A 23,161-nucleotide genomic window follows, 5' to 3' on the forward strand; every position below is an offset into this window, starting at 1 on the left:
AGCATGCCGACTTCTTCCAAGCTAGGTTACGGCCGCCGGCGCCTGGAAAACAGGCGCTGCCCGGGAAATCATCATGCCGGAGTGCCCGCGGCGGATCGGAAACATTCGTACCGCGCCGGTGGCCGGCATGGCATGGGGGTTGCTTCGGGTGGCGGCGCTATGATGCCGGTTACGAGGGGCTGACGGAATGGGGATGTCGATGGGACGGATGATCGGGCGGCGGACCGTGCTTGCGGTGGCGGGAGCCTTGGCGGGCGCGGTGGCCCTGGGGAGCGGCGCCGCCGGCGCCCTGGCGCAGGCTAAGGTCAAGGTCGCGGGCGTTTACACCGTTCCGATCGAGCAGCAGTGGGTCGGCCGGATCCACAAGGCCCTGAAGGAGGCCGAGGGCCGCGGTGAGATCGAGTATGTCTGGGCCGAGTCCGTCGCCGCGACCGACTATGAGCGGGTGCTGAGGCAATATGCCGAGGGCGGGCAGCAGCTGATCGTCGGCGAGGCCTTCGCGGTCGAGCGGCCGGCGCGCGCGGTCGCCAAGGATTATCCCAAGACCGCCTTCCTGATGGGGTCCAGCTTCGGGCCGGTCGCGAACAACTTCTCGGTCTTCGACAACTATATCCAGGAGCCGGCTTACCTGACCGGGATGATTGCGGGCGCCATGTCCAAGTCGGGCATCATCGGCATGGTCGGCGGCTACCCGATTCCCGAGGTCAACCGGCTGATGAACGCCTTCATGGATGGCGCCAAGGAGGCCAAGCCCGACATCAGGTTCATGGTCAGCTTCATCGGCTCCTGGTTCGATCCGCCCAAGGCCAAGGAAGCCGCCTTCGCGATGATCGACCGGGGCGCCGACATCCTGTACGCCGAGCGCTTCGGCGTGTCGGACGCCGCCAAGGAGCGCGGCAAGCTCGCCATCGGCAACGTCATCGACACCCAGCCGCAATACCCGGAGACGGTGGTCGCCAGCGCCCTCTGGCACATGGAGCCGACCATCTTCCGGGCCATCGCGGCGGTCCGCGAGGGCAAGTTCATCGGCGAGGACTACGGCCAGTTCAGCACCATGAAGTTCATGGGGTCGAGCCTGGCGCCGCTCGGCACCTTCGAGGGCAAGGTCCCGGCGGAGGCGGTGGCGAAGGTCCGTGAGCGCGAGGAGCAGATCCGCGCCGGGACCTTCACCGTCAAGGTGAACGACGGCGAGCCCAAGTCGTCGATGTAGGCGGTTCTTTGTGTCGCAGTCCACTTCCGCCGGCGAGCGGGACGTCGTCCTCCGGCTCGCCGGCATCACCAAGCGTTTCGGGCCGCTGGTCGCCAACGACGACGTCTCGCTGGAGCTCCGCGGCGGCCAGGTGATGGCCCTGCTGGGCGAGAACGGCGCCGGCAAGACCACGCTGATGAACATCCTGTTCGGCCATTACGTGGCCGACGCGGGGCATATCGAGGCGTTCGGCCGGCCGCTGTCGCCGGGCTCGCCCAAGGCGGCGCTGGCCGCCGGCATCTGCATGGTCCATCAGCATTTCACGCTGGCCGACAACCTGTCGGTCCTGGACAACGTGATCCTGGGAACGGAGCCGCTCTGGCGCCTCCGGTCGGACCGCCGCCGGGGCCGGCGCAGGCTGGCGGAGCTGGCGGACAGGTTCGGCCTCGCGGTCGATCCCGACGCCCGGGTCGGCTCGCTGTCGGTCGGCGAGCGCCAGCGGGTCGAGATCCTGAAGGCGCTGTACCGCGACGCCCGCATCCTGATCCTGGACGAGCCGACCGCCGTCCTGACCCCGCAGGAGAGCGACCGGCTGTTCGCCACCCTGAGGCTGCTGACCGCGGAAGGGCTGGCGGTCGTCTTCATCAGCCACAAGATGAACGAGGTCATGGCCGCCAGCGACGTGGTCGGCGTGCTGCGCGGCGGGCGCCTGGTGGCGCTCCGGCGCACCGCGGAGACCAGCCGGGGCGAGCTGGCCGAGCTGATGATCGGCCGAACCCTGAAGGCCCCGACCGTCCAGCCCCTGGACGCCGGGGAGCCGGTGCTGGTCCTGTCCGGCGTCACCGTGGCGGCGGGGGGCAAACCCGCGCTGGACGCGGTGGACCTGACCGTCCGCCGGCACCAGATCGTCGGCATCGCCGGCGTCTCCGGCAACGGGCAGTCCGTCCTGGCCGACCTGGTCAGTGGCCTGATCGTCCCGGACGCCGGGCGGCTGCGGGTGCTGGGCGACGAAGTCCGATCGGCCCGGCCGGGCGATATGATCCGCCGCGGGGTGGCGCGCATCCCCGAGGACCGCCACGCGACCGGGCTGGTCGGCGACATGACGGTGTGGGAGAACCTGATCGCCGAGCGCTACCGGCTGCCGGAATTCTCCAGCATTGGATTCCTGAAGCGGGACGCCGCGCGCGGGCGCGCCGAAACCGTCATCCGGGACTACGACGTGCGCTGCCCGGGGCCGGACGCGGTGTCGCGCCTTCTGTCGGGCGGCAACATGCAGAAGCTGATCCTGGGCCGAACGCTGAGCTATGGCCCGGGGCTTATCCTTGCCAACCAGCCGACCCGGGGCCTCGACGTCGGCGCGGTGGCCTATGTCCACGAGCGGCTGCTGGACGCCCGGGCCGCCGGGGCCGGCGTGCTGTTGATCTCGGAGGATCTGGACGAGATCCTGTCGCTGGCCGACCAGGTCGCCGTGATCCACCGCGGCAGGCTGTCCCCCCTCCAGCCGCGCGCCGGGGTCACCATCCGCCGGCTGGGGCTGGCGATGGCGGGGCATTGGGAAGAACTGTCGGAAGCGAACTGAATATGCTGCCTGAAAATGCTTTTTGAACCGAGGGCGCACCCGTCCGCGGCCTTGCGCTTGCTGGCCCCGGCCGGGGCGGTCGTCGCGGCGCTGGCGCTGTGCGCGGCGCTGATCGCCTGGACCGGGACCGGCGTGGGGGAGGCGTACGCGCTGCTGTTCCAGGGCGCGCTGGGCAGCCGATTCGCGCTGGCCGAGACGCTGACCCGGGCGACGCCGCTGATGCTGACCGGGCTGGCGGCGGCGGTGGCGTTCCGCGCGAAGCTGTGGAACATCGGCGCGGAGGGGCAGCTCTATGCCGGGGCTTTGGTCGCCGTCATCTTGGGCGGCGGCATGCTCGACCTGCCGGGCTGGGCGTTGCTTCCGGCGGCGCTGCTGGGCGGCGCGCTGGCCGGCTCGGCCCTGCTGGTCGGCCCGACGGTGCTGAAGACGAGGCTGGGCGTGGACGAGGTGGTGACCACGCTGCTGCTGAACTTCATCGTGCTGCTGTTCGTCTCCATGATGCTGGAGGGACCGTTGAAGGACCCGATGGGCATGGGCTGGCCGCAGAGCGCCCCGGTCCTGCCGGAAGCGGAGCTGCCGCGCCTGCTGGAACGGTCGCGGCTGCATGCCGGGCTGGTCCTGGCGCTGGTCGCGGCGGTGGCGCTGTGGATCATGAACACCCGGACGACATGGGGCTACGAGATCAAGGCGGTCGGCGCCAACCCGGCGGCGGCGGGCTTCGCCGGCATCCCGGTCAACCGGGTGATGCTGAAGGTGGCGGTGCTGTCGGGCGGGCTGGCCGGGCTGGCCGGTGCCGCCGAGATCGCCGGTCTCCGGGGCTACCTGACGCTCGACCTGTCGCCCGGCTTCGGCTACAGCGGGATCGTGGTGGCGATGCTGGCGCAGCTCCACCCGCTCGGCGTGATCGCGGCCTCGGTCTTCGTGGCGGCGGTCTTCGTGGGCGCCGACGCCATGAGCCGGACCGTGGCCGTGCCGAACTATATCGCGGAGGTGCTGGTCGCGGTGAGCCTGCTCTGCGTGCTGGTGTCGTCGTTCCTGGTCCGCTATCGCATCCGGCGGTCGCCGTGAACCGTGGATTGGAGAACCGGCCATGATGGGCGAGATCGCCGACCTGCTGCTGTCCGCCACCTTCTGGGCGGCGACGCTGCGCATCGCGACCCCCTATATCCTGGGCACGCTGGGCGAGCTGGTATGCGAGCGGGCCGGGGTGCTGAACCTCGGCATCGAGGGGATCATGACGCTGGGCGCCCTGGCCGGCTGGATGGCGGTGTACCAGGGCGCCGGCCTGTGGACCGGCGTGCTGGTCGCAGCATTGGCGGGCGCTCTGCTCGGGCTCCTGCACGCGCTGCTGACGGTGCCGCTCGGGCTGTCGCAGCATGTCACCGGGATCGGCGTGACCCTGCTGGGCACCAGCCTGTCCTATTACGTCTACCGCATGGCGCTGCCCCAGGTCTCGACGCCGCCCACGGTCGAGCCGTTCCAGCCCTTTGCCGTGCCCGTGCTGTCGGACATCCCGGTGATCGGGCCGGCGCTGTTCACCCAGACGCCGCTGACCTACGCCGCTCTGGCGGCGGTGGCGCTGGTCGCCTGGGTGCTTTACCGGACCCCGGCGGGGCTGGCGGTGCGCATGGTCGGCGAGAACCCGGCGGCGGCCGAGGCCCAGGGGATCGACGTCACCGCGGTGCGGGTCGGCGCCGTGGTGTGCGGCAGCGCGCTGATGGCGGTCGGCGGGGCCTTCCTGACGCTGTCGGCGTTCAACGCCTTCTTCTTCAACATGATCAACGGCCGGGGCTGGATCTGCATCGCGCTGGTGGTGTTCGCGTCGTGGCGGCCGGGCAAGGCGCTGCTGGGCGCCGTGCTGTTCGCCGCCTTCGACGCGTTCCAGCTTCGGCTCCAGCAGATCGTCGGGCCGGCCCTGCCGTACCAGGTGTTCCTGATGCTGCCGTACCTGCTGAGCATCCTGGCCCTGGTCGTGATGTCCCGGCGCGCGGCCTATCCGCGGGCGCTGATGATCCCGTTCCGCAAAGGGGAGCGACACTGATGTTCGACCTGATCGTCCGCAACGCCAACCTGCCCGACGGCAGGACCGGCATCGATATCGGCGTGACCGGCGGCCGCATCGCCGCCGTGCAGCCGGCCCTGGAGGCCCAGGCCGGGGAGGAGATCGACGCGACCGGACGGCTGGTGACGCCGCCCTTCGTCGATTCCCACTTCCACATGGACGCGACGCTGAGCTACGGCCTGCCGCGGGTCAACCGCTCCGGCACCCTGCTGGAGGGCATCGCCCTGTGGGGCGAGCTGAAGCCCCTGTTGACCCGCGAGGCGCTGGTCGAGCGGGCGCTGGAATATTGCGACTGGGCGGTCGGGCGCGGGCTCCTGGCGATCCGCAGCCACGTGGACATCTGCGACCCGCGCCTGCTGGCGGTCGAGGCGCTGCTGGAGGTCAGGCAGCGGGTGGCGCCCTATATCGACCTTCAGCTCGTGGCCTTCCCGCAGGACGGCTACCTACGCTACGCGAACGCCCCGGAACTGCTGAACCGTGCGCTGGACATGGGCGTCGACGTGGTCGGCGGCATCCCGCATTTCGAGCGCACCATGGCGGACGGGGCTGCTTCCGTCCGCATGCTGTGCGAGATCGCGGCCGAGCGCGGCCTGCGGGTGGACATGCATTGCGACGAGACCGACGATCCCCTGTCGCGGCACGTCGAGACCCTGGCCTACGAGACCCGGCGGCTCGGCCTCGGCGGCCGGGTCGTGGGCTCGCACCTGACGTCCATGCACTCGATGGACAATTACTATGTCAGCAAGCTGATCCCGCTGATGGCGGAAGCCGGCCTGGGCGTGATCTCCAACCCGCTGATCAACATCACCATCCAGGGCCGGCACGACACCTATCCCAAGCGCCGCGGCATGACCCGGGTGCCGGAGCTGATGGCCGCCGGCCTGACCGTCGCCTTCGGCCACGACTGCGTGATGGACCCTTGGTACTCCCTGGGCTCCGGCGACATGCTGGAAGTCGCCCACATGGGGCTGCACGTGGCGCAGATGACCTCGGTGGACGGCATGAACGCCTGCTTCCGCGCCGTGACCGAGAACCCGGCGCGCCTGATGGGCCTGGAAGGCTATGGGCTGGAAGTGGGCTGCAACGCCGACATGGTGGTGCTCCAGGCCCGCGACCCGGTCGAGGCGATCCGCCTGAAGGCGACGCGTCTGCTCGTGCTGCGGCGCGGCCGCGTGATCAGCCGGACGGCCCCGGCGGAAGCCATGCTGAGCCTGGACGGCAGGCCGGAGCGGGTGGGGTTCGCGACGGGCGCGCGGTGACGGCAACGGCTTGACGTGATACACTCCGGAGCATGACCACGCACCGAAACATTACCGACGAGGTCCTGGAAGGGCTTCGGGAGGCTGCGGATCACCTCGACGGCAAGCTTGCCAGAACCCGCGTCACCACTGGCAGTGTGACGGAGGACGCCGACGCTCGCCCGCTTGATGGAGTTCCTCCCGAGACGCCGGACGAGTAGGCTGCGCGCTTCGCTCCGGAGCGGTTTCCGACCGGGTTGACCCGCTCCGGTCCACACAGCCTGCCGTTCCATTTGCCGCAATGCGTTGGGCCACGGCCCAACCTACGGTTTGAGGCAGGGCAGAGGTGATGCTGGCTGTCGATCGTAGGTTGGGCCGTGGCCCAACGCATCGCTGGAGCGGAAGCGGCAGCCGAACTGGACACGTGAAAACGGCCCCGGCCCTGATGGGGGCCGGGGCCGTTTCGCCGCGACAGTAAGCTGAACGACGTTCAGCGAACCAATTACTTCTTGCCGGTCAGCGCGTCCTTGATGCCGCCGAGGGCGTTCTGGATCTTGCCTTCGGCCTTGTCGGACTTGCCTTCGGACTGGAGCTTGCTGTCACCGGTCAGGTTGCCGGCGCCTTCCTTCAGGTCGCCCTTCATCTTCTTCATCGAGCCTTCGGTCCGGTCGTCGGTCATCTTGCATTCCTTGGTCTAGGTTTGCCGCGTCCGCAGACGCGATCGTATACAGGACAACAGGAGTCGGCCGGAATCGTCCCGGGCGGGGCGAAACAAACTCCGGCAGGGGGACGTTGGGAAGGCGACGCCCTGTCCGCGCCGCCAATTCCGGAGTTCGCGACCATGCCTATCGACAGCGCCCTGACGACCGGACGCTTCACCCGCCTGCTGCTGGTCGCCGTGCTGATCGCCGGCCTCGCCCTGATGGCGTGGCAGATCGTAGACGTCCTGCTGCTGGTGTTCGGCGCCATATTGCTGGCCGTTCTGCTGCGCCGGTCGGCCGACTGGCTGGCGGCCCACTCGCCGGTTTCCGGCGGCTGGGCACTGGCGGCGGTGTTGCTGGCGATCGTGATCGTCCTGGGCATCTGCGGCTGGCTGTTCGGCGCGCAGGTGTCGAGCCAGGTCGAACAGCTGACCAAGGTCGTTCCCGAGGCCTGGGGACGCGTCCGGGAACAGCTTCAGGGGTCGTCCTGGGGCAGGGCGGCGCTCGATGCCATCAGCGGAGTCGATCCCGCCAGCGTCTCGGGCGGCATGGTCCGCCAGGCGGGAAGCCTCCTGATGACGGTGGTCGGCGGGCTCGGCAACGTGCTGCTGCTGGTCGCGGGCGGCGTCTACCTCGCGGCGCAGCCTGGGCTTTACCGGGAGGGCGTCGTGGCCCTGATGCCGAAGTCGGCGGAAGCGCGGACGCGCGAGGTCCTGGACGCCATGGGGGAGGCGCTGGGCAAGTGGCTGAAGGGCCAGTTCATCTCCATGCTGATGGTCGGGGCGCTGACCAGCCTGGGCCTGTGGCTACTCGGCGTGCCGTCGGCCCTGGCCCTGGGGCTGCTGGCCGGCCTCGGCGAGTTCGTGCCGCTGATCGGGGCCTTCGCGACCGCGATCCCCGCCCTGCTGGCCGCCTCCACCGTGGACATGTCCACGGTCGTCTATACCCTGGTGCTGTACGTCGTGATCCAGCAGATCGAGGGCAACCTGATCATGCCCATGGTGGAGCGCCGGATGGTCTCGCTGCCCCCCGCGCTCGCCCTGTTCGCGGTGGTCGCCTTCGGCCTGATGTTCGGCATCCTCGGCGTCATCTTCGCGACCCCGCTGACGGTCGTGGCCTATGTCGCCGTCCAGAAGCTGTATGTGGAGGACGCGCTGGGGAAGCGGAAGCCGGCAACCTGAGCCGGCCTTCTCCCCCGGCTGTCTGGCGCAATGATCGACACCAGCGGAAAAGTACCGATCACGGGCAGAAACGTCCCCCGATTCGTCATGGCCGGACTTGATCCGGCCATGACGATTGAAAGAAGGAATGTCAGCCGTGAGGAACACCTTTAGTTGGGCAAGCAATCATCGTGCCCAATAGCCGCAGCCCCGCTCCGGAAGTCTTGCCCTCAGGCGGTTCCCCTCAGGCGATTCATGTACTGCTTGCGGACCTTGGCGACCTTCGGTGCGATCACGACCTGGCAATAGGGCTGGGCCGAGTTGCGGGCGTAATAGTCGTCGTGGTACGCCTCCGCCGGATAGAAGACGGGCAGGGGGGCCAGCTCGGTCACGATCGGGCGGTCCCAGATCCGCCGCTCGCCGAAGGACTTGATCACCTCGCGCGCGGTCTGTTCCTGCTCCGCGTCGTGGTAGAAGACCACCGAGCGGTACTGCGGGCCGACATCGTTGCCCTGGCGGTTCAACGTCGTCGGATCGTGGGTGGTGAAGAACACTTCCAGCAGGTCACGGTAGGAGATCACCTCCGGGTCGTAGGTGATCTGGACCACCTCGGCATGCCCGGTCCGGGCGGTGCAGACCTGCTCGTAGGTGGGGTTCTCCACATGCCCGCCGGCATAGCCGGACTGGACCTTCTCCACGCCGCGCAGTTGCTGGAAGACCGCTTCGGTGCACCAGAAGCAGCCGCCGCCGAAAGTCGCCTGTGCCAATTGCCGATCTGCGGCCATCACGCTTCATCCTCTTGAGTCGTCGGTACTCCCGCCATGTGGTGCCTCCGGGCGCCGCCGAACACCCGCAGGCCCATCACATTGGCGAGAGCGCGGCTCAGGCGGTCTTCGCCGGCTCCAGCTTCAGCTCCTCGGCCATCTTCTGCCGCATGATGAATTTCTGGATCTTGCCGGTCACGGTCATGGGGAAGCCGTCCACGAAGCGGATGTAGCGCGGCACCTTGTAGTGGGCGATGCTGCCCCGGCAGAACTCCAGCACCTCCTCCTCGGTCAGCGTCTCGCCGTCCTGGACATGGATCCAGGCGCAGAGCTGCTCGCCGAACCGCTCGTCGGGGACGCCGAAGACCTGGACGTCCTTGATCCGCGGATGAGTGTAGAGGAATTCCTCGACCTCGCGCGGGTAGATGTTCTCGCCGCCGCGGATCACCATGTCCTTGATCCGGCCGACGATGTTGCAATAGCCCTCCGCGTCGATGGTGGCGAGGTCGCCGGTATGCATCCAGCGGCCGGCGTCGATCGCCTCGCGGGTGCGCTCCTCGTCGCCCCAATAGCCCTGCATCACGGAATAGCCGCGGGTCAGCAGTTCGCCGGGCGTGCCGACCGGGACGATCCGGCCCTCGGCATCGACGATCTTGACCTCCAGGTGCGGCTGGATGCGGCCGACGGTCGAGACGCGCCGCTCCAGCGGGTCGTCCACCGAGCTCTGGAAGCTGACCGGGCTGGTCTCCGTCATGCCGTAGGCGATGGTGATCTCGCCCATGTTCATCTCGCCGGCGACCCGCTTCATCACCTCGGTCGGGCAGGGCGAGCCCGCCATGATGCCGGTGCGCAGCGTGGTCAGGTCGAATTCCCCGAACCGGGGGTGGTTGAGGATGGAGATGAACATGGTCGGCACGCCGTGCAGGCCGGTGCAGCGCTCCTCCTGGACCGTGGCGAGGACGGCCTCGGCGTCGAACCCCTCCCCCGGGATCACCATGCAGGCGCGGTGGGTGACGCAGGCGAGGTTGCCCAGCACCATGCCGAAGCAGTGGTAGAACGGCACGGGGATGCACAGCCGGTCCCGCTCGGTCAGGCGCATCGCCTCGCCGATGAAGAAGCCGTTGTTCAGGATATTGTGGTGGGTCAGCGTGGCGCCCTTGGGATTGCCCGTGGTGCCGCTGGTGAACTGGATGTTGATAGCCTCGTCGAACTGGAGCGCGTCGCGCAGCCGGTCCAGTTCCGCGAAATGCTCGTCGCGGGCGCCCGCTGCGATATCGGCGAAGTTGAACATGCCGGCGCTGATCTCGGCCCCCAGCCGGATCACCGTCCGCAGGGCCGGCAGCTTGTGCGACTCCAGGTGCCCGGGCGCGCAGCGGTCGAGTTCGGGGGCGACCTGCCGCAGCATCCCGAGATAGTCGCTGCTCTTGAAGGAATCGGCCAGGATCAGCGCCTTGCAGCCGACCTTGTTCAGCGCGTATTCCAGCTCGTGGGTGCGGTAGGCCGGGTTGATGTTGACCAGCACCAGCCCGGCCTTGGCCGTGGCGAACTGGGTCAGCACCCATTCCGAATTGTTCTGCGACCAGATCCCGATGCGGTCACCCGGCTTCAGCCCCAGCGCGATCAGCCCGGCGGCCAGTCGGTCGGTCTCCGCCTTGAACTGGGCGTAGGTCAGCCGGACGCCCTGATGCCGGACCACCAGGGCGTCGGCCTCCGGCGACAGCGCCGCCATGCGGTCCAGGTGGACGCCGATGGTATCGCCGATCAGCGGCGTAGGCGACGCGCCGTGGACGTAGCTGCGGGTCAGCAGGGGTGTCTGGGTGGGTTCGGCCATCGTTTCCTCCGCGCGGCACCGTCGGCCACGGTGCCTTCTTCGTCTTGGTCCTTCTCCGGCGCACTTCGGCGCGCGGGCAGATGACTACAACGATCCGGGCGGAGGGTAAAATGGCGCAAACGAAGGCGCCGGGATTCGAACAACGTTTGATTTGGCGGCGAAAGTCAAACGTCGAGATGAAAGGACACGGTCCTCACACCATATAAATCAGATGACGTGGATGACCGCCTGGCTCGCGGCACCGACCGTCACGGCAAGGAATACCATGCGGGCTACGAAGCGTTCTGCGGGCGACCAACGCGCCCAGTCCTTGGAAAAGCTGTTCCACATGACAGCACCATCTTGGAGGTTTCACGAGCTTGGCTGATGACCTCCACCCTGAACGACCGTGGTTATTATCCGGTTAACATTATGGTTAACGGCAGCTGGCGGATTTTGTTCCGTGACGATATCACAGATGTCCGGCATTTGGTTGTTTTCCCCGACTGAGAATCATGATCGTTGAGGCATTCCGATGAGAACTTTGCTAGAACATCCCCATGGAATGGACTGACGAGGCGATCGTGCTGTCCGCCCGGCCGCACGGCGAGGCGGCGGTGGTGGCCACCCTGCTGACCCGCACCCATGGCCGGCATTCCGGCCTGGTGCAGGGCGGCCGTTCGTCCAGGCAGCGCGGCAACCTGCAGCCCGGCAACCGGGTCAGCGCCCGCTGGCGGGCCCGGCTGGCCGACCATCTCGGGACCTTCACGATCGAGCCGATCCACAACAACGCCGCCGGCATGCTGGACGACCCGCTGCGCCTGGCGGCGCTGGTGTCGGCCTGCACCGTGACGGAGGTCGTCCTGCCCGACCGGGAGCCGCACGAGCCGGTGTTCCACGGGCTGGCGGCCCTGCTGGAGGCGTTCGAGAGCCCGCTGTGGGCGCCGGCCTATGTCCGGTGGGAACTGGGGCTTCTCCAGGAACTGGGCTTCGGCCTCGACCTGGCGTCCTGCGCCGCCACCGGAAGCAACGACGCGCTGGCCTATGTCAGCCCGCGCACCGGCCGGGCGGTGTCCCTCTCGGCCGGCGAGCCCTACCGCGACAGGCTGCTTCCCCTGCCGGGCTTCCTGGCCGGGCAGCCCGGCTGGAGTGAGGCGGAAGTGCTTGCCGGCCTCGAGCTGACGGGGCATTTCCTGGAACGCGACGCGCTCGCTCATGCCTCCTCCCAGGCGGTCGCGGCCTTGCCCGCGGCCCGGACCCGCTTCATAGAACGCTATCGCAAAATGGCTACCCTTCCTGGTAGTAGATAAGACATGACCGACCCTGCACTCGACATCCACGACAAGCCGCTCTCCGAGGCGCTCGGCGAGCGGTACCTCTCCTACGCGCTGTCCACCATCATGGCGCGCTCGCTGCCTGACGTGCGCGACGGGCTGAAGCCGGTCCACCGTCGGCTGCTCTACGCCATGAGCCAGCTGAAGCTGGACCCGGACACCCCGCCCAAGAAATGCGCTCGCGTCGTCGGCGACGTGATCGGTAAGTTCCACCCGCACGGCGACACCGCGGTCTATGACGCGCTGGTCCGGCTGGCGCAGGACTTCGCGGTCCGCTATCCGCTGATCGACGGGCAGGGCAATTTCGGCAACATCGACGGCGACAACGCCGCCGCCATGCGGTACACCGAGGCCCGCCTGACCGACGTGGCCCGCGCCCTGCTCGAAGGGATCGACGAGGATACCGTCGATTTCCGCGGCACCTACGACGGCGAGGGCGAGGAGCCGATCGTGCTGCCCGCCGCCTTCCCGAACCTGCTGGCCAACGGCTCGCAAGGCATCGCGGTCGGCATGGCGACCTCGATCCCGCCGCACAACGCAGAAGAGCTGTGCGACGCCCTGAGCCATCTGATCAAGAAGCCCGACGCCACGGTCGAGGACCTGATCCGGTTCGTCCCCGGTCCCGATTTCCCGACCGGCGGCATCCTGGTCGAGTCGCAGGCCGCCATCGCCGAGGCCTACCGCACCGGGCGCGGCAGCTTCCGGGTGCGCGCCAGGTGGGAGGTCGAAAAGCTGGGGCAGGGCACCTGGCAGATCGTCGTCACCGAGATCCCCTACCAGGTCCAGAAGAGCCGGCTGATCGAGAAGATCGCCGAACTGCTGGCGGCGCGGAAGCTGTTCCTGCTCGACGACGTGCGCGACGAATCGGCGGAGGACATCCGCCTCGTCCTGGTGCCGAAGAACCGCAACGTCGATCCCGACGTGCTGATGGAATCGCTGTTCAAGACCACCGACCTGGAAACCCGGTTCGGCCTGAACATGAACGTGCTGGACAAGGACAACGTCCCGCGCGTCATGAACCTGCGCGAGGTCCTGCAAGCCTTCCTGGCGCACCGGATCGAGGTGCTGGAGCGGCGCTCGCGCCACCGGCTGGGCAAGATCGACCACCGGCTGGAAGTGCTGGGCGGCTACCTGATCGCCTACCTGAACCTGGACGAGGTGATCCGGATCATCCGCGAGGAGGACGAGCCCAAGCGCTCGCTGATGAAGACCTTCTCGCTGACGGAGGTGCAGGCGGAGGCGATCCTGAACATGCGGCTGCGCTCGCTGCGCAAGTTGGAGGAGTTCGAGATCCGCAAGGAGCACGACAGCCTGTCGGCCGAGCGCGCCGACCTGCTGGACCTGCTGGAGAACGAGCCCCGGCGCTGGAAGGCGATCGCCAAGCAGATCGCGGAGACGCGCAAGCGGTTCGGCAAGGCGACCAAGCTGGGCGCCCGCCGGACGGTGGTGGCCGACGCCCCCTCCGCCGTGATCATCCCGCTGGAGGCGATGGTCGAGCGCGAGCCGGTCACCGTCTTCTGCTCCGAGAAGGGCTGGATCCGCACGGTGAAGGGCCATCAGGCCGATACGTCCGACATCAAGTACAAGGACGGCGACCGGGAGCGCTTCGTGCTCCGGGTGGAGACCACGGACAAGCTGATCGTGCTCGGCACCAACGGCCGGTTCTATACGCTGGGGGTGGACAAGCTGCCGCGCGGCCGGGGTTTCGGCGAGCCGCTGAGGCTGATGATCGACCTCGCCAACGACGCCGACCTGGTCACCCTGTTCAAGCACCGGCCGGGACGCCGGCTGCTGGTCGCGGCCTCCAACGGCCGGGGCTTCCAGGTGGAGGAGGACGAGGTGATCGCCCAGACCCGCGGCGGCAAGCAGGTCATGACGCTCGGCGACGGCGTCGAGGCCAGATTCTGCATCCCGGCGGAGGGCGACACGGTCGCGGCGATCGGCAACAACCGCAAGCTACTGGTCTTCCCGCTGGAGGAGGTGCCGGTGATGGCGCGGGGCCGCGGCGTCATGATCCAGAAATACACCGACGGCAGCCTCGCCGACTTGACGACCTTCAAATTCTCGGATGGGCTGTCGTGGAAGAGCGGGGAACGCACCCGGCTGGAGGCCGACATGACCCCCTGGAAGGGCAACCGGGGCACCTCCGGGCGACTGCCGCCCAACGGGTTCCCAAAGAACAACCGCTTCGCCTGATCCCGATAAAGCTGTCCCGCCGAGGAACACTCCGACCGTCGTTTCGTTCTTCGTCGCACGAAGGCCCGGCATCATGGATGCCGGGGCACGAGACGACTGTCGGAGAGTGGGATGCGCAGAAGCCTGATGATGACGACCGCCGCGCTGGCCACCTGGTCCTGGGTCCCGGCAGCGGGTGCGCAACAGCCCGCCCCCGTGACGGCGCCGCCAGGGCCGGAGATCAACGTCCAGCAGCCCCCGGCCTCGGTGGACGTCCAGCAGCCGCCGCCGGAGGTGACGGTGGAACAGCAGCCGCCGGAGATCATAATCGAGCAGCAGGCGCCGCAGATCATCGTCCGGCAGGCGCCGCCCCGGATCATCGTGCGCCAGCCGCCGCCCGAGATCACGGTCCGCCAATTCCAGCCTCAGGTGATCGTCCGGCAGCGCGAGCCCGAGGTGATCATCGAGCAATCGGATCCCGAGATCCAGGTCGAGCAGCCGGAGCCCCGGGTGACGGTGCAGCAGGCGCAGCCCCGGATCGACGTGCAGCAGGCCCAGCCGCAGGTGGTCATCGAGCAGCCGGAGCCTCGGATCGACGTCCAGCCGGTCGTGCCGGTCCCGGCTCCCGCGCCGGCCGTTCCGCCCGCGCCGGCACCCGAGCCGGCACCCGAAGCGGCGCCGGCCGACGGTCCCGTGGCGGGCGTGGCACCGGAGCGGATGATCGGCCGCCCCGTGGTCAATGCCCAGGGCGAGCCGGTCGGCCAGATCCGGGATCTCCTGCTCGGGCCGGCCGGAACCGTGGAGACCGCGATCATCGATGTGGGTGGCTATCTCGGCGCGCCCAAGGAGGTCGCGGTGCCGTGGGGGCAGATGAACGCCGAACCGCAGGACGGGCCGGTCACCCTGCCGATGGACCGGCAGCAACTCGAAGCCGCGCCCGACCACGACTATGCCGAAGGCGCCAACGCCGTCGTCGGCCCCGCCCGCTGACCCGCGCCGCCAACAGGAGCAAACCCCATGAAGAGACACCTTCTCCTGGCGCCGGCCCTGGCGCTCTGCCTGGCCGCACCGGCCCTCGCCCAGGACCAGGCGGCACCGCCGCCGCAGCCGGCGGATCAGCAGGCGCCGGCCGGAGCCGTCGTCCAGGGCCAGGGCACGGTAGAGGTCCGGCCGGCCGACCCGCAGATCCGGATCGAATCGGCACCCGCCGAGGTGCAGGTCGAGACGACGGGCGAGCCGCAGATCCGCGTCGTCGAGGTCCCGACCATCGCCGGCCGCATGCCGGAGGACGTGGTCGGCTGGAACGTCCGCAATGCCGCGGGCGAGGATATCGGCGAGGTGCGCGACTTCGTGACCGAGCCCGACAGCCCGTCGATAACCAGCCTGGTCATGTCCCGATCGAGAATTCTCGGGCTGGGCGAGCAGCTGGTCACGCTGCCGTGGGACCGGGTCCGGGTCGATCCCCAGGGCAACGCGCTGATCGCGACCCTGAACGAGGAGGAACTGGATAACGCGCCGGAGTTCGAGTACGGCGCCGAAGCCAGGACGATCATCGGTCCGGAGCAGAACGACCAGTGACGGTCGGCAATCCAGGAAAAGCGTAGAAGTACGGGTAGGAGCCATCAGAGATGTACAGGACATCCGTTTCCCTCGCGGCCCTCGCGATGCTCGCCACGACCGCGGGAGCCGCGCAGGCGGAGATCCAGGTCGGCGTCGTGACCGCCGTGACGGGTTCCATGGCATCGTTCGGCGAGCAGATGCGCAGCGGCGTCGAAGCCGCCGCGAAGGAGATCAACGCCAAGGGCGGGATCAACGGCGAGGAGATCAGCGTCAAGGTCTATGACGACGCCTGCGACCCCAAGCAGGGCGTTTCCGCCGCCAACCAGATCGTCAACGACGGAATCCAGTTCGTCATCGGCCACATGTGCACCGGACCGTCGGTGCCGGCCTCCGACGTCTATTCGGAGGAGGGGATCATCATGATCTCGCCGACCGCGACCGCGCCGGTGCTGACCGAGCGCGGCCTGGACAACGTCTTCCGGGTGGCGGGGCGCGACGACCAGCAGGGGCAGGTGGCCGCCGACCATATCGCGGCGCAGGTCCAGAACCCCAAGGTCGCGATCATCCACGACAAGCAGGCCTACGGCAGCGGGCTGGCCGACGCCACGGCCAAGCGGCTCGCCGAGAAAGGCATCCAGCCGGTCATGACCGGCTCGGTCAATCCGGGAGAGAGCGATTTCTCCGCCCTGGTCACCAAGATGAAGTCGGAAGGCGTGAACACGGTCTATTTCGGCGGCTACCACGCGGAAGCGGGCCAGATCGTCCGCCAGATGAGCAACGCCGGCATGGACGCCGTGCTGGTCGCGGGCGACGGCCTGTCCAACCCGGACTTCTGGGCCATCACCGGGGAGAGCGGGGCCGGCACCCTGTTCACCTTCAGCCCGGACCCGACCGCCAACCCGACCGCCGCCCCCGTGATCGAGCAGCTCCGCGCGGACAACATCGACCCGGCCTTCTTCACGCTGTACAGCTACGCGGCCTTGCAGGTGCTGGCCCAGGGCATCGAGGCGGCCGGCGAACCCGAGCCGGACGCGGTCGCCGACGCGCTCCGCGAAGGGACCTTCGACACGGTGATCGGGACGCTGGATTTCGACGACAAGGGCGACCTGACCAAGCCCGCCTACGTCATGTACTCCTGGCAGGACGGGAAGTACCGGCAGGTGTCGGCGCGATAGCCCTGCCCACCGGGGAGGGTGCGCGTCCCGCGCACTTGGGCGGCGGGACGTCGCCCCTCCGCTGGAAGGGCTTCCACGGGATGGACGGCCGCCAGCGCTGTTGTCATGGGAATCCTATCCAAGACAGAAAGGCATCCCATGCGCAGCCTGCGGAATTCCACGGTCGTCATCACCGGTGCTTCGAGCGGCATCGGCCGGGCGACCGCCGTCGCCTTCGCCCGGCAGGGCGCCAACCTGGCCCTTGCCGCCCGGCGCGACGAGGCGCTGGACGAGGTTGCCGCCGAGTGCCGGAGCTACGGCGCCGACGTGATCGCCATTCCGTCCGACGTGACCGAACTGGACGACATGCGCCTGCTGGCGGAGGAGGCGGTCGAGCGGTTCGGCGAGATCGACGTCTGGATCAACAATGCCGGCATCGGCTTGGTCGGGCCGTTCGCCGACGTGCCCATGGCCTCCCATCGCCAGGTGATCGAGACCAACCTGTTCGGCAGCATGAACGGCACCCATGCCGTGCTGCCCTATTTCCTGGGGCAGAGCCACGGCACGCTGATCACCAATATCTCGTTCGGCGCGTGGATCGCGCCGCCCTTCGCCGCCGCCTATGCCGCGAGCAAGTTCGGATTGGAAGGCTTCACCCAGAGCCTGCGGCTCGAGCTGGAGGAGTGGCCCGACATCCATGTCTGCAACGTGTTTCCCGCGGTGATCGACACGCCGGGATACCAGCACGGCGGCAATTACATGGGCAAGGAGCTGAAGCCCGGATCGCCGCTGGTCTCGCCCGAGCGGGTGGCCGACGCGATGGTCGGGCTGGCGCTGCGCCCCCGGCGCGGCGTCAGCGTCGGCGCGCTGGCTCCGCTGACCAAGCTGGCCCATACCCTGGCGCCGGCCCTGACGGAGGAAGTGATGGCGCGCGGCCTGCGGCGCTATTTCCGGCGGGCGGCGCCGTCGCCTTATACCCACGGCTCGCTGTTCAGGCCGGTGCCCCAGGGGACCGGCGCCTCCGGCGGCTACCGGCAGCAGGCAAGCGGGTCACAGCCCCTGATGCTCGCGGGGTTGGCCGCGGCCGGGGTGATCGCCGCCGGGGTGTTCGCCGCGCGCCGCTGAAGCGGGTCTCACCAGAGCAGGCCGTAGACCTCGGCCATCCGGTCCATGCGGCGGCGGAAACTGAACTCGGCCTCGATCCGCCGCCGGGCCGCCCGGGCGAGCCGGTGCCGCGCCTCCGGATCCCCGGCCAGGCGACGCAGGCCGCCGGCCAGGGCTTCGGCCGATCCGGCTTCGACCGTCAGCATGTCGGCACCGTCTCGGGCGAAGCTGTCGATGCCGCCGCACCGGGTCGCCAGCACCGGGACTTCCATCGCCATCGCCTCCAGCACCACGTTGGGCAGGCCCTCGCGGAGGCTGGACAGGCAGAACAGGTCGAAGCACTCGAACAGCCCGACCGTGTCGGCCCGGAAGCCCAGCAGGCGGATCCGGTCGCCGTGGCCCGTCGCGGCGGCCTGGCCCTCCAGCGCCGCCTTCTCCTCGCCCTCGCCGGCGATCCACAGTTCCAGGTCCAGGCCCTCGTCGATCAGGGCCGCGACCGCCCGGATCAGCAGGTCGAACCCCTTCTCGGCGGACAGCCGCCCCACGGCGCCGACCAGCAGGCGCCCAGGTGGCAGACGGCCGCGCTCCGGCGCCAGGGCGGCGGGGCCGGACCGGCGGAAATCCTCCGTGTCGATGGCGTTCTCGATCAGGTGAAGCCGGTCCTCCCGGACGCCGCCGGCGCGGCAGCGCTCGTACAGGTCGGACGACACCACGATCACCTGGTCGTGGCGCGGCAGCGTCCAGCGGTCGATCGCGTAATAGAGCGGCGTCTTGGAGGTATGCTTGACCCAGCCGTGGACCGTCGTCACCAACTTGAAGCCGAGCAGCGGTTTCAGCAGCACGCCGAACAGGTTCGTCTTGTAGTCGTGGCCGTGCCAGACCTTGACGTCGTTCTCCCGGCAGACCGCCGCCAGGCGGCGCAGGCTCGCCGGACTGAAGGCGGAGGCGTCGTCCACCTCGATCAGCGGGCAGTCCTTGGCGGACGCCCGCCTGCGCAGCACCTCGAAACCCGGATCGCCGGGCGGGCGCAGGTAGCAGGCCAGTTCGCGGTAGCCGGTGCCGCGCATGTAGCGGGGCGAATTGAGGATGGTCTTTTCCGGCCCGCCGCCGGTCCCGGTCACGATCCGGGTATGCAGCACCGTGACGTCATCGGCGGGGGCGGCATCGAGGGGGGCGGTGACGCTCATGACGATGCCGTGATCCAGCGTTCGAACTGTGCCGCCTTGGCGTCCCAGCCTTCCCCGGCGAGGCGGGTGCGGGCCCGCGCCTGGGCCTCCGGCAGGGAGCGGCGCGCCCGATGGAGGCACAGGGATGCGAAGCGGGTCGGGTCGGCGGTCAGGTCCAGGGCGTCCGCCCAGGCCCGGTTGGCGGGGAGGGGGGTCGCCACCACCGGCAGGCCGGTCGCCAGATACTCCTTCAGCTTCAAGGGCTGCATGGCCCGGGTGACGGGCAGGTCGGCATAGGGCATCACCAGCACGTCGGCATCCTCCGCAAGGTCCGGCAGGCGGTCATAGGGGACGGGGCCGAGCCATGTGACGGCGGGGCTCCGGGCCAGCCGCTCGTCCACGTCGTCGTGCCGGCCGGCCATCCTCAGGTCGCAGGTCTCGGCCAAGGTCAGGCAGATGTCGGCATCCAGCCTGCGGTCGGCGTGGCCCCAGTAGAGCGCGATGGGGCGCCGCCCCGGTCCGCAGAGGGGGCGGCGGCGCACGCCGCTCCAGTGGTCCAGGTCGATGCCGTGGGTCAGGATCTGCGCGTCGAACCCCAGGCGTGACAGGCGCTGGCGCAGCACCTCGGAGACGCAGATCACGCCGGAGGCATGGTTCAGCAGGTCGCATTCCAGGGTCCGCAGGGTCCCGCCGTCCAGCCCCGGCCATTCGGCGAAATCGTCCACGCAGTAGTAGATCCAGTTCAGGCCGGGAAACTCGGCGGCCAGATCCGCGGTTATCGGCACCGTGGTGATCACGGCCGCCGGGGTGGGGTCGCGCTCCAGCACGGGGGCCAGCGCCCGCCGGAGAAGCCGCCGGTTCAGCGCGCGCTCGGCCCGGTTCTTGAAGCCCGGCCAGTGGACCGGAGAATGGACCCGGGGAGCGGGCCCTTCCGGAGCCGCCGGCTTGGCGGCACCGGCCGGCCGGACCCATGAAACCGCCTTCTCCAGCGCGCGCCCCAGGTCGGCCCGCGTCAGGCCGGGTCGGCGGGTGCCGATGGTATTGACCCAGTCCACGTCGAAGCGCGGCAGGAGATGCCGGACGAGATGCTGGGCACTGCTGGGGTGGCGCCCCCAATCGTCGCTGAAGACGACCAGGCGCGAGCGCGGCGGGTCGAACCGCGGGGGGCTGGGAACGGTCGGCGATGTTTCCCGATGCATGGCTGCACCCTGGTGATCCCCTGGCGGGGCATGAAGAACGTTGAAATCCGGAAATGCAGATACCGGAGCGGGGGAAGTACGTACCTGAACCAGGACGTATCGCAAGCCTCCCTATAGAGGGTTACCGCCGAAGTATCAGGCTGCCGTGCAATGCCGGCGCATTGGGATAAGCCCTTGATACGCTGCAGGGTGAATGAATTTTTCCGGTATTCCTTCGCGTTCTTCAGATATCGAGGCTCAGGCGCGATAATGGCGAATGAGCACTTGATTGTGTCAAATCCATTACTCTCTAGGAAAGCCTGATGGACGAAAATCCGGTCGTTCTGGTCACCGGCGGCGCCGGCTATATCGGATCCCATGCCGTGCTGGCCCTGCAGGATGCCGGTTTCCCGGTCGTCGTCTTCGACAATCTCTCGACCGGCATCCGGTCGGCCGTCCCGGACGGCATCCCGCTGATCGAAGGCGACATCGCCGATACCGAGCACGTGGCGGAAGTGATCCGCGGCTTCCAGGTCGGCGCGATCATGCATTTCGCGGGCAGCATCGTGGTCTCGGAATCGGTCGAGAAACCGCTGAAGTATTACCGCAACAACACCCAGAACAGCCTGGGCCTGATCGAGACCTGCGTACGCCTGGGCGTGAAGCACTTCATCTTCTCCTCGACCGCCGCCGTCTATGGAGAGCCCGAGGCCTATCCGATCGACGAGGAGGCGCCGACCCGGCCGATCAATCCCTACGGCCAGTCCAAGCTGATGACCGAGCATATGCTGCGCGACGCTTCGGCGGCCCACGGGCTGAACACCGGCATCCTCCGCTATTTCAACGTGGCGGGCGCGGACCCGGCCGGCCGGGCGGGCCAGAACACCCCGGCCGCGACGCACCTGATCAAGGTGGCGGTCCAGGCGGCGCTGGGGCTGCGCCCCGCGATCTCCGTGTTCGGGACGGACTACGACACGCCCGACGGCACCTGCATCCGCGACTATATCCATGTCTCGGACTTGGCCGACGCCCATGTGCTGGCGCTGCGCCACCTGGTCGGGAAGGGCGGCAACCTGCTGGTCAACTGCGCCTACGGCAGGGGTTTCTCGGTGCGCGAGGTGCTGAAGGCGGTGGAGAAGGTCATCGGCCGCCCGCTTCCGGTCGACGACGCGCCGCGCCGCGCCGGCGATCCGCCGGCCCTGGTCGCCAAGGCCGACCGGATCCACGAGCTGCTGGGCTGGAAGCCCGCCCATGACAGCCTGGAGGAAATGGTGGAAACGGCCCTCGCCTGGGAGCGCCGCTCCGCCGAGGACACCAAGGCGCGCCGGGCCTCCTGACATGTCGATCCAGGACTTCGCGCTCGGCGCCCGCGCCGCGCGGCTCGATCTGTACGACGAGGAAGCCCGCGCGGAGCGCCGCGTGCGCGAGATCCTGCGCCTGACGCAGGACCTGCGGGAGCTTTTCCCCGGCTCCAGCGGGATCCTGGACATCGCGGTGGGCAATGCCGAGGCGGTGCCCTGGTATCGCAGCCTGTTCCGCGGCGTCCGCCTCGTCTGCCTGGAGCCGGAGCGTCCTTCGCCCGCCCTCGCACGCTTCGGCGGACTTGCCCATTACCGGCGCTTCGACGGGACCAGGGTGCCCTATGCCCCCGACAGCTTCGACGTCGTCACCGGTTTCGGCGCCCTGACGGAAGCGTCTCCCGAGGGCCGGCCGCTCCTGCTGGGAGAACTGCTGAGGGTGCTGAAGCCGGAAGGGTTGCTCATCCTGTTCGAGCCGACCGGCGGGGAGAGCCCGTTGGGCGGCCGCGATGCTCGCCGCGCGGTCAGGGACGCAGGGTTCTGGAACGTGGCGGTCCGGTATGGCGGGGCCGTTCCGTTCCTGCCGTTCGGGCCGGAGTACAATGTGGTCGGGTGCAAGCTCTGATCGTCCGGTGATACATCGCGATCCGGCCAGCCTCGGCGCCGTTCTGTCCGACGTTCCGGACGGGGACTTCTACGATACCGCCACGTGGTACCGGGTCTTCGCCGAAACCTGCCTGGACCCCGGTGACCGCCTGTCGGTGGAGGCCACCCGGGAAGGGCTGGTCCTGCCGCTGCGCGAGCGGCCTGACGCCCTCGGGCCGTTCCGGGGGGTGCAGCTGTCCTGGCTCGGCAATTACTACACCTGCCGCTTCGGTCCGCTCCTGTTCGGGACGGCGGATGCCGCCGTAGCCTTCGAGGAGTGGGGCCGGCAGGTCCGCCGCCGCGAGCCGCGCCCCGCCCGGCTGGTGTTCTCGGCCCTGGACGGGGAGGCAGCCACGCTCGACGCGCTGCGGCGGGGGCTTGGGCGCGCCGGGTACCTGGTCGAGACGGTGGAGGATTTCGGCAACTGGTACAGCCCCGTCGCCGGCAGCTTCGAGGATTACTGGAACGGCCGCAACGCCCGCCTGCGCAACACCGTCGAGCGCAAGGAACGGGCGTTGCGCCGTGGCCATCGGGTGGACCTGGAACTCTTCCGGTCGCCGGCCGACGCGGAGCGGGCGACCGAGCTGTACGAGCACGTCCACGCTTTGTCCTGGAAGGAACCGGAGCCCTATCCGCGCTTCATTCCGAGCCTGATCCGCGCCGGACTGGAGGTGGGCGCCGTCCGGGTCGGCGTGCTTATGGTGGACGGCGAACCGGTTGCCGCCCAGCTCTGGATCGTCTGGCGGGGCCGCGCCACCATCTTCAAGCTGTCCTATGCCGAGAACCGCCGGAAGCTCTCCGCGGGATCGATCCTGACGCGCCACATGGTGCGCGAGGCGTTCCGGTCCGGCGACGTCGCGGAGATCGATTTCGGCTGCGGCGATGATCCCTACAAGAAGGAGTGGCTGCCCCGGCGGCGCCAGCGGTGGACGCTCTCCGCGTACGACCCGACGACGGCCTGCGGTGCCGCCCACACGCTCCGGCGCTATCTGCCGCGCCTAGTCCGCCGGCGGCTGCTGGGGCGGTGATGCCGTTCCGGGAGGG

General features: G+C 68.9%; 21 protein-coding genes. 16 read left to right on the forward strand and 5 right to left on the reverse strand.

The window, feature by feature from the left end; genetic code table 11:
- Positions 1-199 precede the first annotated feature (199 nt).
- From JL101_RS09120 to JL101_RS09140, 5 genes are read left to right on the forward strand one after another with little or no spacing between them, the layout of a single operon-like run.
- Positions 200-1,210 carry a BMP family protein gene (locus tag JL101_RS09120; RefSeq protein WP_203099984.1) on the forward strand — a complete coding sequence of 337 codons (1,011 nt, stop codon included), beginning with the start codon at positions 200-202 and terminating at the stop codon, positions 1,208-1,210.
- Positions 1,211-1,220: 10 nt separating this feature from the next.
- Positions 1,221-2,768, forward strand: a complete 1,548-nt coding sequence (locus tag JL101_RS09125; RefSeq protein ID WP_203099986.1) for an ABC transporter ATP-binding protein — start codon at positions 1,221-1,223, stop codon at positions 2,766-2,768.
- A gap of 15 nt (positions 2,769-2,783) precedes the next feature.
- Positions 2,784-3,836 carry an ABC transporter permease gene (locus tag JL101_RS09130; RefSeq protein WP_203099988.1) on the forward strand — a complete coding sequence of 351 codons (1,053 nt, stop codon included), beginning with the start codon at positions 2,784-2,786 and terminating at the stop codon, positions 3,834-3,836.
- 25 nt (positions 3,837-3,861) lie between these two features.
- Positions 3,862-4,809 carry an ABC transporter permease gene (locus JL101_RS09135; protein WP_203100117.1) on the forward strand — a complete coding sequence of 316 codons (948 nt, stop codon included), beginning with the start codon at positions 3,862-3,864 and terminating at the stop codon, positions 4,807-4,809.
- Positions 4,809-6,089, forward strand: a complete 1,281-nt coding sequence (locus JL101_RS09140) for an amidohydrolase family protein (RefSeq protein WP_203099990.1) — start codon at positions 4,809-4,811, stop codon at positions 6,087-6,089. The genes JL101_RS09135 and JL101_RS09140 overlap by 1 nt, the downstream gene beginning before the upstream one ends.
- A 481-nt stretch (positions 6,090-6,570) precedes the next feature.
- On the opposite strand, the gene JL101_RS09145 is transcribed toward JL101_RS09140, so the two are convergent.
- Entirely contained in the window at positions 6,571-6,747 is a 177-nt protein-coding gene (locus tag JL101_RS09145; RefSeq protein WP_158045886.1) for a CsbD family protein, read from the reverse strand.
- A gap of 162 nt (positions 6,748-6,909) precedes the next feature.
- Here JL101_RS09145 and JL101_RS09150 point away from each other — a divergent pair, with 162 nt between their 5' ends.
- A complete protein-coding gene (locus tag JL101_RS09150) occupies positions 6,910-7,950 on the forward strand; it encodes an AI-2E family transporter (RefSeq protein WP_203099992.1) in 1,041 nt (346 codons plus the stop codon).
- Between the two features lie 209 nt (positions 7,951-8,159).
- Here JL101_RS09150 and msrA read toward each other — a convergent pair whose 3' ends face one another.
- A complete protein-coding gene (gene msrA / locus JL101_RS09155; protein ID WP_203099994.1) occupies positions 8,160-8,714 on the reverse strand; it encodes a peptide-methionine (S)-S-oxide reductase MsrA in 555 nt (184 codons plus the stop codon).
- 97 nt (positions 8,715-8,811) lie between these two features.
- The gene (locus JL101_RS09160; RefSeq protein ID WP_203099996.1) at positions 8,812-10,524 is read right to left on the reverse strand and encodes an AMP-binding protein; all 1,713 of its coding nucleotides are present in this window, start codon (positions 10,522-10,524) and stop codon (positions 8,812-8,814) included.
- Between the two features lie 216 nt (positions 10,525-10,740).
- Between JL101_RS09160 and JL101_RS09165 the strand changes: the two genes are divergently transcribed.
- The 7 genes from JL101_RS09165 to JL101_RS09195 all read left to right on the forward strand — a co-directional run bounded on the left by JL101_RS09165 (position 10,741) and on the right by JL101_RS09195 (position 17,851).
- Complete coding sequence (locus tag JL101_RS09165; protein WP_203099998.1) at positions 10,741-11,013, forward strand: hypothetical protein; 273 nt, start codon at positions 10,741-10,743, stop codon at positions 11,011-11,013.
- 50 nt (positions 11,014-11,063) lie between these two features.
- Entirely contained in the window at positions 11,064-11,813 is a 750-nt protein-coding gene (gene recO, locus JL101_RS09170) for a DNA repair protein RecO (RefSeq protein ID WP_203100000.1), read from the forward strand.
- A gap of 3 nt (positions 11,814-11,816) precedes the next feature.
- Positions 11,817-14,033: a DNA topoisomerase IV subunit A gene (gene parC / locus JL101_RS09175; RefSeq protein ID WP_203100002.1), complete on the forward strand. Its 2,217-nt coding sequence runs from the start codon at positions 11,817-11,819 to the stop codon at positions 14,031-14,033.
- A gap of 111 nt (positions 14,034-14,144) precedes the next feature.
- Positions 14,145-15,002 (forward strand): PRC-barrel domain-containing protein, encoded by an 858-nt coding sequence (locus JL101_RS09180; RefSeq protein ID WP_203100004.1) that lies wholly within the window; start codon positions 14,145-14,147, stop codon positions 15,000-15,002.
- A 27-nt stretch (positions 15,003-15,029) separates the two neighbouring features.
- On the forward strand, positions 15,030-15,590 hold the full coding sequence (locus JL101_RS09185) for a PRC-barrel domain-containing protein (protein WP_203100006.1): 561 nt from the start codon (positions 15,030-15,032) through the stop codon (positions 15,588-15,590).
- 50 nt (positions 15,591-15,640) lie between these two features.
- Positions 15,641-16,747, forward strand: a complete 1,107-nt coding sequence (locus JL101_RS09190; RefSeq protein WP_203100008.1) for a branched-chain amino acid ABC transporter substrate-binding protein — start codon at positions 15,641-15,643, stop codon at positions 16,745-16,747.
- A gap of 138 nt (positions 16,748-16,885) precedes the next feature.
- Entirely contained in the window at positions 16,886-17,851 is a 966-nt protein-coding gene (locus tag JL101_RS09195) for an SDR family oxidoreductase (RefSeq protein WP_203100010.1), read from the forward strand.
- Between the two features lie 8 nt (positions 17,852-17,859).
- Here the strand turns inward: JL101_RS09195 and JL101_RS09200 are convergent, their stop codons facing one another.
- Together JL101_RS09200 and JL101_RS09205 are read right to left on the reverse strand one after the other, a co-directional pair.
- Positions 17,860-19,017, reverse strand: a complete 1,158-nt coding sequence (locus tag JL101_RS09200) for a glycosyltransferase (RefSeq protein WP_203100012.1) — start codon at positions 19,015-19,017, stop codon at positions 17,860-17,862.
- A complete protein-coding gene (locus JL101_RS09205) occupies positions 19,014-20,195 on the reverse strand; it encodes a glycosyltransferase (RefSeq protein ID WP_203100014.1) in 1,182 nt (393 codons plus the stop codon). Before JL101_RS09205 ends, JL101_RS09200 begins: the two co-directional genes overlap by 4 nt.
- A 302-nt stretch (positions 20,196-20,497) precedes the next feature.
- Here JL101_RS09205 and galE point away from each other — a divergent pair, with 302 nt between their 5' ends.
- From galE to JL101_RS09220, 3 genes are read left to right on the forward strand one after another with little or no spacing between them, the layout of a single operon-like run.
- Positions 20,498-21,511 (forward strand): UDP-glucose 4-epimerase GalE, encoded by a 1,014-nt coding sequence (galE, locus tag JL101_RS09210; protein ID WP_203100016.1) that lies wholly within the window; start codon positions 20,498-20,500, stop codon positions 21,509-21,511.
- A gap of 1 nt (position 21,512) precedes the next feature.
- Complete coding sequence (locus JL101_RS09215; RefSeq protein WP_203100018.1) at positions 21,513-22,097, forward strand: methyltransferase domain-containing protein; 585 nt, start codon at positions 21,513-21,515, stop codon at positions 22,095-22,097.
- 7 nt (positions 22,098-22,104) lie between these two features.
- Positions 22,105-23,145: a GNAT family N-acetyltransferase gene (locus tag JL101_RS09220; protein WP_203100020.1), complete on the forward strand. Its 1,041-nt coding sequence runs from the start codon at positions 22,105-22,107 to the stop codon at positions 23,143-23,145.
- The last annotated feature ends 16 nt before the right edge of the window (positions 23,146-23,161 follow it).

It is taken from the genome of Skermanella rosea (assembly GCF_016806835.2).
Lineage (GTDB): Bacteria > Pseudomonadota > Alphaproteobacteria > Azospirillales > Azospirillaceae > Skermanella > Skermanella rosea.